Raw genomic sequence first — 13476 nt, 5'->3', positions numbered from 1 at the left:
AAACGACGGTGTCAGACCGATGCGCGCCGTGCCTGGCGGCGCGCATCGCCCGCTTACTGCTGCAGCGCTCGGTCAATCTCAGGCGTCGAGCCAGACATGTTCCGCGAAGGCGAAGCCCATGAGACCGGCCAGCGGGATCGACCCCAATCCCTTGAGCTTGGTGGTGTGGGCGTCGAGTGACGAGAGGAACATGGGGATGCCGATGCCGCCGTCCTGGTGAATCAGCGTCTGAATGTCGCCATAGAGCGCCTTGCGTTTCGCATCGTCGGGTTCGCCACGCGCGGCAAGGAGCAACTGATCGAACTTGGGGTTCTTCCAGTTCGCTTCGTTCCACGGGGCATCCGAGCGGAAGAACTGTGTGAGCAGTACGTCGGCGCTCGGGCGAGCATTCACCGAACCGAAAGTGAGCGGGTGCTTCATCCAGTGGTTCGACCAATAGCCGTCGGCCGGTACGCGGGTGATCTGCAGATTCAGGCCGGCCTTCGGGCCGATTTGCTGAAGCATCATCGCCATTTCAACCGACCCTTCGGCGGCGGGCGTGGCGTAGACCTGAAGCGGCGCCGTGGGCAGGTTGGCCTTTTTGAAGTACCAGGCCGCCTTCTCGGGGTCGTAGGTCCGTTGCGGCAGTCCGGCCATGTAGTACTTGTTGCTCGGGTCGATGGGCTGGTCGTTGCCGATCGCACCAAAGCCGCGGAATACGGTCTTCCGGATCTGCTCGCGGTCGAACAGATGCATCATGCCCCGGCGGAAATCCATGTTGCCGGTGATGCCGCCCTCGTCACGCATGATCAGGTCGGTGTATTGCCCCGTCTTGGTTTCGAGCACCGTGTATCCCGGTGTGGTCTTGATACGCTCGGTCGAGCGCGCACTCACGGCGTTGATCAACTGGACGTCGCCGGAGAGCAGGGCGTTCACGCGGGCCGATTCGTCGCCGATGCCGATCAGCTCGATCTCGTCGAGATAAGGCTGTCCGGACTTCCAATACTTCTCGTTGCGCACCCCGACGGTGCGTACCCCTGGCGAGAACTCTTTCACCTTGAACGGTCCCGTACCCACGGCCGTCGTGAAGTCCTTGGTGCCGTCCTTGATGATGAGGAAGTGCGAGGTGGCGAGAATCACCGGCAGGTCGGCGTTCGGGCCTTCGAGCGTGATGGTCACCTCGTTGGGCCCGGTCGCCTTCGCTTCCTTGATTTGGTCGGCCAGCGTTTTCGCCTTGGACGCGGTCGCGGGGTCCTTGTGTCGCAGGATCGAATACGTGACGTCGGCCGGCGTCAGGGGCTTGCCGTCGTGGAATTGCACGCCGCTGCGCAGTTTGATCACCCAGACCTTGGCGTCCTTCGTATCGATCGACTGAGCGAGTGCAAGCTGGGCGCCAAGCTTCGAATCCAGTTCGGTCAACCCGTTGTAGATCATGTTGGCACGGACGTAGTCGGTAGCGAGTGCGCCCTTGGCCGGATCGAGCGTATCGGCGGCCGACGCCGATTGCGTGGCGACGCGAATCTTGCCGCCGCGCTTCGGCGTCTGGGCAAAGGCCTGACCGCTCACACTCAGAAGGCCCGTGCCGGTCAGGGTCAGCAGCCCGCTGGCGGCCATCGCGCGCAGCAGATCCCGGCGCTGCGCGCCGCGCTGACTCAGGTTCTCGTCCGGTGCTGCGCTCAGGTCGACACCGTTGACCGTTTTATCTGAATTCATTGCACATCTCCACTTGTGGGGTTGCCGAGGGATCGGGACTGCCAGCCTTCATCGGCGATTGCGCGCCGGGTCAATCAATAGAAAATATCTTTGATGCGGAAATACGCGCCGACAAGCGGCAGGAACCACGGTTTGCCGGTGTGTCCCGGGATCGCGGGCCAGTCGAAATCACGCCAGGGGTTGGCCTCGACGCGGCCGTTCATCACATCGGCCATGATTTGCCCCATGTGCGTGGCCATCTGCGTGCCATGACCGCTGTAACCCATGGAGTAATAGATGCCGTCGTGCTGTCCGGCGCGCGGCAGCCTGTCGGCGGTAATGTCGACCAGTCCGCCCCAGCAATAGTCGATGCGTGCCTGCGCGAGCGACGGGAACAGCGTGGCGAGGTTGGCGCGCAATATGCGTCCGCTGCGCTCGTCCGAAGGTTGCTCCGACGCAGTGAAGCGGGCTCGCCCGCCGAGTACGAGCCGGTGATCCGGGGTGGTGCGGAAGTAGTTGTGCATCAGGCGGCTGGTGACGTAGGCGCGGCGGTTCGGCAGGAGCTGGTCGAGCGTTGCGGCGCCCAGCGGCTCGGTCACGATGATGAACGAACCGATCGGTGCCATGCGCCTGCGATACCAACCGAATGGGCCATGACGGGACGGGCCGGTGGCGACGAGGACTTGCGTGGCGACCACCTCGCCGCGATCCGATTTGACCCGATACGTCCCGTCGCCATGACGCGCAATCTGTGTCACCGGCGCATGTTCGTAGAGGCGAGCGCCGTGACGGACGGCTGCCGACGCCAGACCTGCCGCAAACTTGCCCATGTGCATCTGTCCGCCATGGCGTTGCAGCAGGCCGCCGTGGAAGGCGTCCGAGGCGATTTCGGCGCCGATGCCGGCGCGGTCGATCAGTTGAACGTCGGGATCGACATCGCGCGCGATCAACTCGGCGGTCGCCGCCAGATGCGCCATATGGTGAGGCTTGGCGGCCAGCTTCAGTTTGCCGCGACGGCTGTAGTCGCAGTCGATGCCTTCCTCCCGGATCACACGTTCCACGGTGTCGACGGCCGCCGCATAGGCGCGATAGCAGGCCCGCGCACGCTCGGCACCGAGTTGCGCCGTGAGCGCGACGTAGTCCTGCGCCACGCCGGTGTTGCAGTGGCCGCCGTTGCGACCCGATGCCCCCGCGCCGACAGCGCCCGCATCGAGCACGGTGACCGTTGCACCGCGCTGGCTCAGCGCCAGCGCAGCGGACAGTCCCGTGAAGCCCGCGCCGATCACCACCACGTCGGCGCGACCCTCCACCGGACCCTCCTGGGTACCGGTAAAGCGTGCAACGGTGTCGAGCCAGTACGATTCGAGTTTCATGTCGGGGCGAGGGTCCAAAGCCGCAGGGAAGGGCAACGCAAGCGTCGATTACAACCCGAGCTGCACGGCAAGATCGATGATGTCCTTGACCGGCGTGTATTCGTAGAACGGCGCTTCGGGTTCGTGGCCGCGCAGCACCATGGCCTTGTGCTTGATGCCGAGGTCGTGGGCCGTCATCAGGTCGTAGCGCGGGCTCGACGAGACGTGCAGAATTTCGTGCGGTTGCACGCCGAGCTTCTTGAACATGTACTCGAAGCCCTGCATGCGAGGCTTGTAAGCGCCGACCTCTTCGGCGGTGATCACGGCGTGGAAGGGGGCCCCCAGCTTCTCGATATTGCTCATGATCTGTTCGTTCGCGGCGTTCGTCAGGCCCACCAGCTTGTACTTCTTGGCCAGGCGCGAGAGGCCTTCCGGCACATCAGGGTGCGGACCCCAGGTCGGCACGGCCAGATAGAATTGTTCGGCCTCGTCGACGTTGAACACCACGCCGGTGCGTTCGCAGGTGCGGCGCACCGAATCGACGACGACGTCGCGATACGGCTTCCATGCGCCGAGAACTTCATCGCGACGATAGGCGGCAAACACCTTGACGAAATTCTCGAGCGCCTCGCCCTGCAGACGGTTGCCGTAAATCTCGCGGGCCATGTCGGCCATGCGGAATTTGACCAGCGTGCCGTAGCAGTCGAAGGTAATGAATTTCGGCTCGAAGTCGATCATGATCTTTATCCTCTGTGTAGGGCGAATCCCGGGGGATTCTTGGGCAAAAGGGATTGCGTTAAAGCGGTCCGGCGTGGGTCGAGAATGGCGAAACGGGCTTGCGGCCTGATGCGCGATCCGCGACGTCCCTGTGAAAAATTAAATCAGGTCAAAATCTCGGCTTGGCGTTGAAATATCCGAGGCAAAAATAGAATTCGATGCGTTTTGGGGGGCATGAACAGCACGAAATGCTTTGTGCTTTTCCGATGCCGTGTTAACCCGCATCAACGCTGGGCGACAAGGCGCTGCGGCAAACGCGAACACCAGACGCTCATCCGTTCAAGTCGATGAGGACGGCTTTGCTTCGCAGATTGGCTTCGAACGCCTGACGGCCAAGATCCTTGCCCAGGCCGGAGCGCTTGAAGCCGCCCGTGGGTAGCACGAAGTCCGACGACCGGCCGTAACGGTTGACCCAGATGTTGCCCGCGTCGATGCCGCGCACCATGCGCAAGGCGCACCCCAGGTTGGCCGTGTGAACGCCCGCCGCCAGTCCGTAGTCGTCGTGCTGCGCCAGTTGCAATGCTTCTTCTTCTGAAGTGAACGTCTGCACCGTGAGCACCGGGCCGAACACCTCCTCGCGCACGATCTCAGCGTGCGGCGTAACGCCGGTCAAGACGGTGGGGGTATACCAAGCGCCATCCTGATAAGCGGTCGCGCGCTCGGCGCCGCAGTACACGCTGGCGCCCGCGTCGCGTGCCCGCGCGACAAGCGCGTCGATGCGCTGCACCTGGGCTTCGCTGATGATGGGCGATAGCGTTGTGCCCGCCGACCACGTGGCGCCCGGATGCAGTGACGCGAAGATGGCGCGCAGCTTTTCGAGCAGTGCGTCGGCGATGCCCGCTTCGACCACAAGCCTGGAGCCTGCGTTGCACACCTGGCCCGCATTGCCGGTGATGCCCATGGCAACGCGTCGTGCGACTGCGTCGAGATCGGGCACATCGGCAAAGACCACTTGTGGACTCTTGCCGCCCAGTTCGAGCGTCACGGGCTTGGTCCCCGATTGGGCACAGGCCGCCATGATGGCGGCCCCGGTCCGCGTGGATCCGGTAAAGGTGACTTTTCCGACGCGTGGGTGGCGTACGAGTGCGTCGCCGGTCGTCCTGCCGTCTCCCTGCACGACGTTGAAGATATTGGCCGGGACACCCGCCTGTATGGCCAGTTCGGCAAGACGCAGTACCGAGAACGGTGTCATCTCCGACGGCTTGAGCACGACCGCGTTGCCGGCCGCCAGCGCTGGGGCGATCTTCCAGGCGGCCATGACAAGCGGGAAGTTCCACGGTGCAATGGCCGCCACGACGCCGATCGGCTCGGTGATCGTCATGCCGAGGTGTGCCGGGTCGGTGGCCGCCAGCTCGCCCCCATGTTTGTCGGCGTGCTCCGCGTAAAAGCGTAGGCACTCGGCGGTGTAGGGCACGTCCCAGGCTGCCGTTTCGCGGACCGGGCGCGTAGAGCCGATGGCCTCCAGCGGCGCGAGTGTGCGCACGTCGGACTCGACGAGATCGGCGAGGCGACGCAGCACGCGCGCGCGCTCGCGCGGTGCGCAGGTGGCCCAACCGCTGTGGCGAAAGGCGTGCCATGCGCCGTCTGCCGCGCGGGCTACCGTGTCGGGTGAGGCGAGCGAGAGGTCGGCGTAGGGGCGACCGCTCGACGGGCAGATGACGTCCAGTGGGGTGCCACCGGCTTCCACTAACTTTCCGTCGATGAAATGACCGGTGGGAATATCCACCTGCGCGGGATCGAAACTGTCCATGATGATTCTCCGGAGCCGCTACGGCGCACGCGCCGGGGCGGGCAATCGACAAAGGGGAAGGACACGGGTAATCGTGGCCGCCTGAGCATGGCGACGCGCTTCATGGTAGGGGCAGCGGGCTGGCAGATTGCATCGAAACAATGACGTGGACCGCACGCGGCATGGGTTTTTGCGGGCGATGGCGGCATGAATGCGCCGTTTGTCCTGCGGCCTTCGATCGTGCGGGCGAACAACAGAATCGTCCTATGCAGCGTCTGCTCAGGTCGCCATAGTGCAGTCGTGGTGGGCGTGGCCCACTGTTTCGCATCCGGCAATGCCCCAAGGAGGCTCGGCGTGTCCGAATTCCATGCATCTTCCCAACTCGTCTACCGGCCATTTACCGCCACAGATGTGGCGGCTGGCTATCGTCTATCCAGCGCCGTGCGCTGGCCGCACAAACCCGATGACTGGCGATTTCTGGCGCGCCAGGGACAAGGCTTCGTCGCCCTGGATGGCGACGATGTCGTGGGTACCGCACTGTATTGGCAGCACGGTGAGGCCGGCGGCTCGCTCGGTATGGTGATCGTCTCGCCGGAGCAGCAAGGGCGCGGCATCGGGCGCGCGTTGATGGAGCGCATGCTCGATCAACTCGGAACCCGCCTGACGCTGTTGCATGCCACCCCGGCCGGACAGCCGCTATATGAAAAGCTCGGGTTCAATGCGATGGGCAGCATCGACCAGCACCAGGGAACGGCTCGTCGCCCGCCGCTCATGGAGCTGCCGCCTGGCGAACGTTTGCGGCCGTTGAGTACCAACGATCCCGAGCGGCTGGTCACCCTCGCCAGCCGCGCGAGCGGATTCGACAGGGGGCGCATTCTGCCCGCGCTTCTCGATATCGCCGACGGCATTGCCATCGAGCGCGACGGCGAGCTGCTCGGCTTCTCGTTGTTCAGGCGCTTTGGCCGCGGTTTTGTGATCGGCCCGGTGGTCGTTGTCAGCGGCGCGGACGCCGAGTCACTCACCCGTCAGCGTGCCGAGGCCATGATTGCCCACTGGCTGACGTTGCATGAAGGCCGTTTTGTGCGCATCGACACGCCCTCCGACAGCGGACTGACCGAGTGGCTCGAGGTGCTTGGGCTCGAACGCGTCGACACGGTCGTGAAGATGGCCCGTAACGGCACGCCGGTCGTCGACGACGAGGTTCGGCAATTCGCCATCATCAATCAAGCCATCGGCTGACGCGGGAGCGCAGATGTCGTTTCTTTACAAGGCCGATCCGGCACGCGGTGCGGTGTGGGCGCGGTTGTTCGCCCAGCGGGCGCCGGAGACGGCGTTCCGACTGTGGCCCGATGTTGGCGACGCGCGCGAGGTGCGTTACCTCGCTGCCTGGAAGCCGCCGGAAGATCTCGTCACGCTGCTGCCGAACGTGGAAGTCGTATTCTCGACGGGCGCTGGCATCGACCAGTTCGACCTGTCGCGGGTGCCGGATCATATTCCGGTCGTTCGCATGGTCGAGCCCGGCATCGTCGAAGGCATGGTCGAGTATGTGACGCAGGCGGTCCTTTCGATTCACCGCGACATCTTTACCTACGCACGGCAGCAAGCCATGCGTGAGTGGACGGAACTGAGCGTGGAACCGGCAAGCGAGCGCCGTGTGGGGGTGTTGGGACTCGGCATGCTCGGGCAGGCAGTGCTGTCGCGCCTGCATGCTTTCGGGTTCGACTGCGCAGGGTGGAGCCGAACGCCGCGGCAGGTGGATGGGGTCGATTGCTACGCGGGATACGAGTCGCTCGGCGCCTTCCTTGCCCGCACCGACATACTTGTCTGCCTGTTGCCGCTGACGTCGGCGACCCGTGGCATTCTCGACAAGCGCTTGCTGAGCGGATTGCCGCGCGGCGCCTGGCTGATCAATGTCGGACGTGGCCCTCATCTCAATCAATACGCGCTCATGGCGTTGCTTGACAGCGGGCATCTGTCGGGCGCGATTCTCGATGTCACCGACCCCGAACCGCTGCCGCCGTCGCATCCGCTGTGGGCGCATCCGAAGGTGCGCATCACCCCGCATATCGCCAGCGCCACGCGACCGGAGACTGCGGTGGAAGTGGTATTGGAAAACCTGCGCAGGCATCGCGCCGGCGTACCGATGGTCGGGCAGATCGATCGCACACAGGGGTACTGAGCGCGCCGGGGTGCCCACACCGGCAGCACAAAATGCTGCGCGCGCCGCAATTTCGCGGCGCGCGTTTTTTTTACGGCTTAATTTGGCGACGCATCTGCGCTGCCGGCTCTTTAGTATGGACACAGGTTCATCCCCCGTCCCATCCGACACGCCGAGAGATCCCATGTCCAAGCAATCACTCCTCGATGCCGACCGCCGGCATCTCATCCATCCCGTCGTCAGCTTTCGCGCCCACGAGCAGCAAGGGGCCACGTTGCTCGAATCCGGGCACGGTGTTTATCTGCGCGACATCGACGGCAACGAGTTGCTCGATGCCTTTGCCGGGTTGTGGTGCGTCAACGTGGGGTATGGACAGCAGAGTGTGGTCGACGCTGCCTCGGCCCAGATGGCGAAACTGGCGTATGCCACGGGCTACTTTCACTTCGGCAGTGCACCGGCCGCGCAACTCGCCGAGAAGCTGGTGTCGATTACGCCGCGCTCGCTGCAGCATGTGTATTTTTCGCTCGGTGGTTCTGATGCCGTGGACGCAGCGCTGCGCTTCATCACGCACTATTGCAATGTGACGGGCCGCCCACAGAAGAAGCATTTCATCTCGCTTGAACGCGGCTACCACGGGTCGTCGTCGATCGGCGCGGGTCTGACGGCCATCGCGTCGTTTCATCGCGGCTTCGATGTGCCGTTGCCAACGCAACACTACCTTCCGTCGCCCTATGCGTATCGCGACCCGCTCGGGCGCGACGGGCAGGCGCTCATCGCGGCAAGTGTGGCCGCGCTCGAAGCGAAGGTTGCCGAACTGGGCGGCAGCGATCACGTTGCCGCATTCTTCTGTGAGCCGATACAGGGTTCCGGTGGTGTGATCGTGCCCCCCGTGGGCTGGCTCAAGGCGATGCGCGATGCCTGCCGCCGCCTGGATATCCTGTTCGTCGCCGACGAAGTCATCACCGGCTTCGGTCGTACCGGGCCGATGTTCGCGTGCGAGGCAGAGAACGTCGAGCCCGACATGATGACGATCGCGAAGGGGTTGACCGCGGGCTACGCGCCGATGGGCGCAGTCCTCATGAGCGACGCCATCTATCAGGCGATCGCCGACGGCGAGCAGGGGCAGGTGGTGGGGCATGGCCAGACCTATTCTGCGCATCCCGTGAGTGCCGCCGTGGCGCTCGAGGTGATTCGCCTGTACGAAGACGGTCTGATTGCCAACGGCCAGGCCGTGGCCCACGCGTTTGGGGCCGGTCTGGATTCGCTGCTCGATCATCCGCTGGTCGGCGACTCGCGGCATCGCGGATTGCTGGGTGCCCTGGAACTCGTTGCGGATAAGACAAGCAAGGCGCGTTTCGATCCGTCGCTGCGACTGGCCGACAAGATTTCGGCCGCGGCGTATCGGAACGGCGTGATCTTCCGAGCGTTCGCCGACAACATTCTGGGATTTGCGCCGGCGCTGTGTTTCACCGAGCACGACGTGGCCCTCATGGTCGAGCGTGTGAGAGCGACGCTCGACGAAGTGCTGGCGGACGATGCGGTCAGCGCCGCTCGGCGCGCCGCGTTAGGTGCCCGGAAAGCCGCGTAAACAGGAGGTTGACGTGATAGCCGGTACGGTGAGGATCCCGCCTGTGCGGCCAATCCGCTGTGTTAAGATCGTTCACGATTCACGATTGACCGCGCCCTTGTTGGCGCTTCGAAATTACGATGGGCACGGACAGCAAACTCGACCGCATCGATCTGCGCATTCTTTGCCAACTGCAAAAGCGCGGGCGTATCACGAACGTGGAACTGGCCGACGCCGTGGGCTTGTCGCCCAGCCCCTGCCTGATTCGCGTCAAGCGCCTGGAGAAGGCGGGTTATATCGTCGGCTACGGCGCACGGATTCAACTCGAAAAGCTCGGCGACATTCAGATCGTGTTTACCGAGGTGACGCTCGCCGACCATCGACGGGAGGATTTCATCCGCTTTGTCGATGCCATCCGAGACGTCGACGAGATCGTCGAATGCCATCTCGCCAGTGGTGGCTACGACTACCTGCTCAAGTTCGTCACACGCAGCGTGAGTCATTATCAAAGCATCATCGAGGGGCTGCTCGAACGCGATATCGGCATCGAGAAGTATTTCAGCTTCGTGATCATCAAGTCACCCTTCGTCAAGACGCACTACCCGCTCGAAACCCTTTTCCCGCCGCAAGGCTGACATCGTCGTCGGCTTGCGCAATCGTCTGCCCCCCGATGGCGGGGCGGCTGACGTGCGACCCTATCCCGCAAGTCGGAGAAACCCATCATGACGCTTGACCTCACGCGTGGCGATTTGCTGCGCACGCAACAATGGATCGCTGGACAATGGCGGGGCGCTGCCACCGCGCAGCGCTTCACGGTCGTCGACCCGGCAACGGGCGATACCGTTGCGATGGTATCCGACGCGCAACCGGCCGATGCGCGAGAGGCGGTAGACGCCGCCGAACGTGCGCTGCCGGCGTGGCGAGCGACGTTACCCGCCGAGCGCGCGGCATTCCTGCGGCGCTGGCATGCGGCGATGGTGGCGCATCGCGACGATCTTGCTCGCCTCATTTCGCGGGAACAGGGCAAGCCGCTGGCCGAGGCACTTGGGGAGGTCAACTACGGCGCGTCGTATGTCGCGTGGTTTGCCGACGAAGCGACGCGCGTGTATGGCGATCTACTCCCGACTCAGACGCGTGGCAAGCGCATGAGCGCCGTGAAAGAACCGATCGGGATCGTCGCGGCCGTCACGCCGTGGAATTTTCCGCTCGCGATGATTGCGAGAAAGATCGCCCCGGCGCTCGCCGTCGGTTGCACCGTGGTTGCCAAACCCGCCGAGGACACACCGCTCACTGCGCTGGCACTGGCCTATCTCGCGCACGAGGCGGGTCTGCCGGCCGGCGTACTCAATATGATTGTCGCGTCGCGAGAGCAGGGGGTCGATGCCGTGGCGCAGTGGCTCGCCGATCCGCGTGTGCGCAAGGTGACGTTCACGGGATCGACACCTGTCGGAAAGCATTTGGCGCGTGAGTCGGCGGCCACGCTCAAGAAGCTGTCGCTGGAGCTGGGAGGCAATGCGCCGTTCATTGTTTTCGACGATGCGGATCTGCCGGCGGCCGTCGCCGGGCTGATGGCGGCCAAGTTCCGCAATGGCGGTCAGACGTGTGTGAGCCCGAATCGGATCTATGTCCAGGCGGGCGTTTACGACCGCTTTGCCGGGTTGCTGACCGAGGCCGTGGCCTCGCTCAGGGTGGCACCCGCGACGGATGCCCTCGCGCAGATCGGCCCGATGATCAATGCGCGAGCGGTCGAGAAGATTGCGCGTCACGTGGACGACGCGCTCGCTCAGGGGGCGCGCGTGATGACCGGCGGGCAACGTCTTGCGGCCCTGGGGCCGAACTACTATGCACCCACCGTGTTGTGCGACGCCCATGAAGCCATGGCGCTGTCATGCGAGGAAACCTTCGGGCCGGTGGCGGCGCTGTTCCGGTTCGAGACGGAAGGCGAGGGCATTGCGCGCGCCAACGATACGCCTTTCGGCCTCGCGGCTTACTTTTACAGCGAGAATCTGCGGCGCATCGAGCGGGTGGCGAGCGCGCTCGAAGCCGGTATTGTCGGTATCAACGAGGGCGCGCTCGCGAGCGAGGCGGCGCCATTCGGCGGTATCAAGGAATCGGGATACGGTCGGGAAGGATCGAAGTACGGGTTGGACGACTATCTCGCCATCAAGTATCTCTGTCAGGGCAATCTGGGCTGACGGGATTTGCCTGCACGATGACTTTCGGTGCCGTCCCCGAGTCCCGGGCGGCAACCGCGCTCACCCAATGAACCTCGCTGGAAGACAAAATGCCCGAACTGCAACGCGCCATGGCGCCGTGTGATCGCCCCCGATCGTTTTTGGACCTCAAGGCCTTTGCGTCGGATGCGCGCCAAGGCACTGCCCCGGCGACGTCGGCAAGCGACGACCGCTTTCTGGCAAGCCGCCGTCTGGCGGATCTGCTGCCGGGCCCTGTGACGGTCGGCGTCATTGCCCTCGACGCGGCGAACGGCGCGGTGTCGTCTCACCCAGCGGACGAATTCGTCATCGTCTCCGAAGGCGCGATCATGTTCCAGCAGGGGGAGCGCGCATTCACGCTCGGGCCGGGGGGCAGCGCGGTGCTCCCTCGGGGCTCGGCATTCATGTGGTCGACGCAGGGTTCCACATCGATCGTCTTCATGCGCTGCGAGGGCGGGAATGTTACCGATCACAGTCTCGTGCCGATCGATCCGAGCCCGTCGTTGGCGCCCTCGGGGGCGCCTGCCGCTGAACTGCTCCTCACGCCGGCGCCCGTGTGCCGCAATTTCACTGACTTTCGTTCATCGGATGCGACATTCACGTGCGGCACGTGGGATTCGACGCCCTATCATCGCATCGCGATGCGTTACGCCCACTACGAACTCATGCATCTGCTCGAAGGCAGCGTGACCTTCGTGGACGAAACCGGACGCAGCGGCACGTTCTCGCGCGGCGACATCTTTCTCGTCGAACAGCGCGCGCAGTGCAGCTGGGAAAGTCGGGGCAACGTGGCAAAGGTGTACGCGATCTACCGCCCCACCTGACGCCTCCCGCCGACGGTGTCGCTACGACGTCGGCACGCCGCGCGTGATCGCCGCAAGGGAGGCGGCAGACCCGATCGGCGTGGCGTCGCCCTTATAACCGTTCGGCGGCCCATAACCATACTTTCTGAATAGCCGCGCGAGATACGACGGCGACTCCAGGCCGACGGCCGCCGCGGCCGCGAGCACCGTCATACCGGGCGAGTTCAGAAGCGTGGCCGCGATTTCGACGCGTCGCCGGGATTGATAGTCGACGACGGACTCGCCGGTGCCCTCGCGAAAGACTCGCGTCAGAGAACGCTGCGATAGCCCGAATTCGTAGGCGATACGTTCCAGCGAGATCGGCTGATCGAGCGTTTCATCGAGAAATGCGCAGATGTCGCGCACGATTTCGGCACGCGCATCGGCGCGATTTGATGGCAACGCGGCGGCCATCAAGCCGGCTTGCACACAGCTTGCGGCCAAGGTGCGGGCGGCAAGCTCCGCGCGAAATTCCGCAAGCTCGCTCGTCGGGCCCTCACTTGAGCGCACCGTTCCCGTGGCGACGCGTGCTGCGTCGAGCAACAGCAATGGCGCCGACCAGATCGAGATGCGCGCGCACGATAGCTTGCGTCGCGCCTTGCGTTCGCAAAAGACTACGAAATCGCTCGCGACGTACACCGCCACATGCGCCTGATCGGAGCGGTAGCCTCGCGTGTCGTGCAGGCGTTGAGGCGGCACGACGACGAACGATTTCGGCGCAACGCGTACCGGCGCGACATTCGATTCGACGTTGAGTACGAGTTGTCCCGTCCTGGGGAGCAGGAACATGAATTCATCGTCGTGTCGATGCGGCCGCGTGCGGTATTCACCGACCGAGACATGCCGGACATCGGCGACGCGGTCGCCATCGAGATGACGAGGGGCAGTCGGATAGGGTTTCACCAGGCGCTTCCTTTGCGTGACGGGACACTTGCAGCCCGCGCAGACGGCCGTGAACGCAACGCGGTGGATGGCGTGTTGGCAGTCGAGGCTCAGTATAACGCTTGGCGAAGAGCGATGAGAGGCGCGGGAGAGGCGCGGCGGCATCAGGCTGCCGGGTGACGGAAAACGGCAACGGCTGCCGGATCCCTGCAGGGCGACCGTCGAATCCTGGGGGGCGAAAATACGGGGCGCCGCCCGCCTTTGGCCGGATAGGGCGTGCCGAGT

11 protein-coding genes are annotated in these 13476 nt (G+C 64.2%); 6 read left to right on the top strand and 5 right to left on the bottom strand.

The window, feature by feature from the left end; all coding sequences use genetic code 11:
- Positions 1–78 precede the first annotated feature (78 nt).
- The 4 genes from PanNE5_RS00455 to PanNE5_RS00440 form a co-directional block, all read right to left on the bottom strand.
- Complete coding sequence (locus PanNE5_RS00455) at positions 79–1692, bottom strand: ABC transporter substrate-binding protein (protein ID WP_261938946.1); 1614 nt, start codon at positions 1690–1692, stop codon at positions 79–81.
- A gap of 74 nt (positions 1693–1766) precedes the next feature.
- Positions 1767–3044: an NAD(P)/FAD-dependent oxidoreductase gene (locus PanNE5_RS00450; RefSeq protein ID WP_261938945.1), complete on the bottom strand. Its 1278-nt coding sequence runs from the start codon at positions 3042–3044 to the stop codon at positions 1767–1769.
- A gap of 48 nt (positions 3045–3092) precedes the next feature.
- The gene (locus PanNE5_RS00445) at positions 3093–3761 is read right to left on the bottom strand and encodes a haloacid dehalogenase type II (protein ID WP_150563799.1); all 669 of its coding nucleotides are present in this window, start codon (positions 3759–3761) and stop codon (positions 3093–3095) included.
- Positions 3762–4071: 310 nt separating this feature from the next.
- The gene (locus PanNE5_RS00440; protein ID WP_261938944.1) at positions 4072–5550 is read right to left on the bottom strand and encodes an aldehyde dehydrogenase family protein; all 1479 of its coding nucleotides are present in this window, start codon (positions 5548–5550) and stop codon (positions 4072–4074) included.
- Positions 5551–5883: 333 nt separating this feature from the next.
- Here PanNE5_RS00440 and PanNE5_RS00435 point away from each other — a divergent pair, with 333 nt between their 5' ends.
- From PanNE5_RS00435 to PanNE5_RS00410, 6 genes are all read left to right on the top strand, one after another.
- Positions 5884–6768: a GNAT family N-acetyltransferase gene (locus PanNE5_RS00435; protein ID WP_261938943.1), complete on the top strand. Its 885-nt coding sequence runs from the start codon at positions 5884–5886 to the stop codon at positions 6766–6768.
- Between the two features lie 13 nt (positions 6769–6781).
- Entirely contained in the window at positions 6782–7708 is a 927-nt protein-coding gene (locus PanNE5_RS00430) for a 2-hydroxyacid dehydrogenase (protein WP_261938942.1), read from the top strand.
- Positions 7709–7871: 163 nt separating this feature from the next.
- Positions 7872–9275: an aminotransferase class III-fold pyridoxal phosphate-dependent enzyme gene (locus tag PanNE5_RS00425; RefSeq protein ID WP_261938941.1), complete on the top strand. Its 1404-nt coding sequence runs from the start codon at positions 7872–7874 to the stop codon at positions 9273–9275.
- Between the two features lie 119 nt (positions 9276–9394).
- Positions 9395–9889 (top strand): Lrp/AsnC family transcriptional regulator, encoded by a 495-nt coding sequence (locus tag PanNE5_RS00420; protein WP_130025303.1) that lies wholly within the window; start codon positions 9395–9397, stop codon positions 9887–9889.
- A gap of 87 nt (positions 9890–9976) precedes the next feature.
- Positions 9977–11449, top strand: coding sequence for an NAD-dependent succinate-semialdehyde dehydrogenase (locus PanNE5_RS00415; RefSeq protein ID WP_261938940.1), 1473 nt, complete (start codon positions 9977–9979; stop codon positions 11447–11449).
- Positions 11450–11538: 89 nt separating this feature from the next.
- On the top strand, positions 11539–12291 hold the full coding sequence (locus PanNE5_RS00410) for a cupin domain-containing protein (protein WP_261938939.1): 753 nt from the start codon (positions 11539–11541) through the stop codon (positions 12289–12291).
- A 21-nt stretch (positions 12292–12312) separates the two neighbouring features.
- Here the strand turns inward: PanNE5_RS00410 and PanNE5_RS00405 are convergent, their stop codons facing one another.
- Complete coding sequence (locus PanNE5_RS00405) at positions 12313–13356, bottom strand: AraC family transcriptional regulator (protein ID WP_261938938.1); 1044 nt, start codon at positions 13354–13356, stop codon at positions 12313–12315.
- Positions 13357–13476 lie beyond the last annotated feature (120 nt).

Source organism: Pandoraea sp. NE5, assembly GCF_024363545.1.
Taxonomy (GTDB): Bacteria; Pseudomonadota; Gammaproteobacteria; order Burkholderiales; family Burkholderiaceae; genus Pandoraea; species Pandoraea cepalis.
The sequence above is the reverse complement of the archived record's forward strand: the minus strand, read 5'-3'. Positions and strand labels throughout refer to the sequence as shown.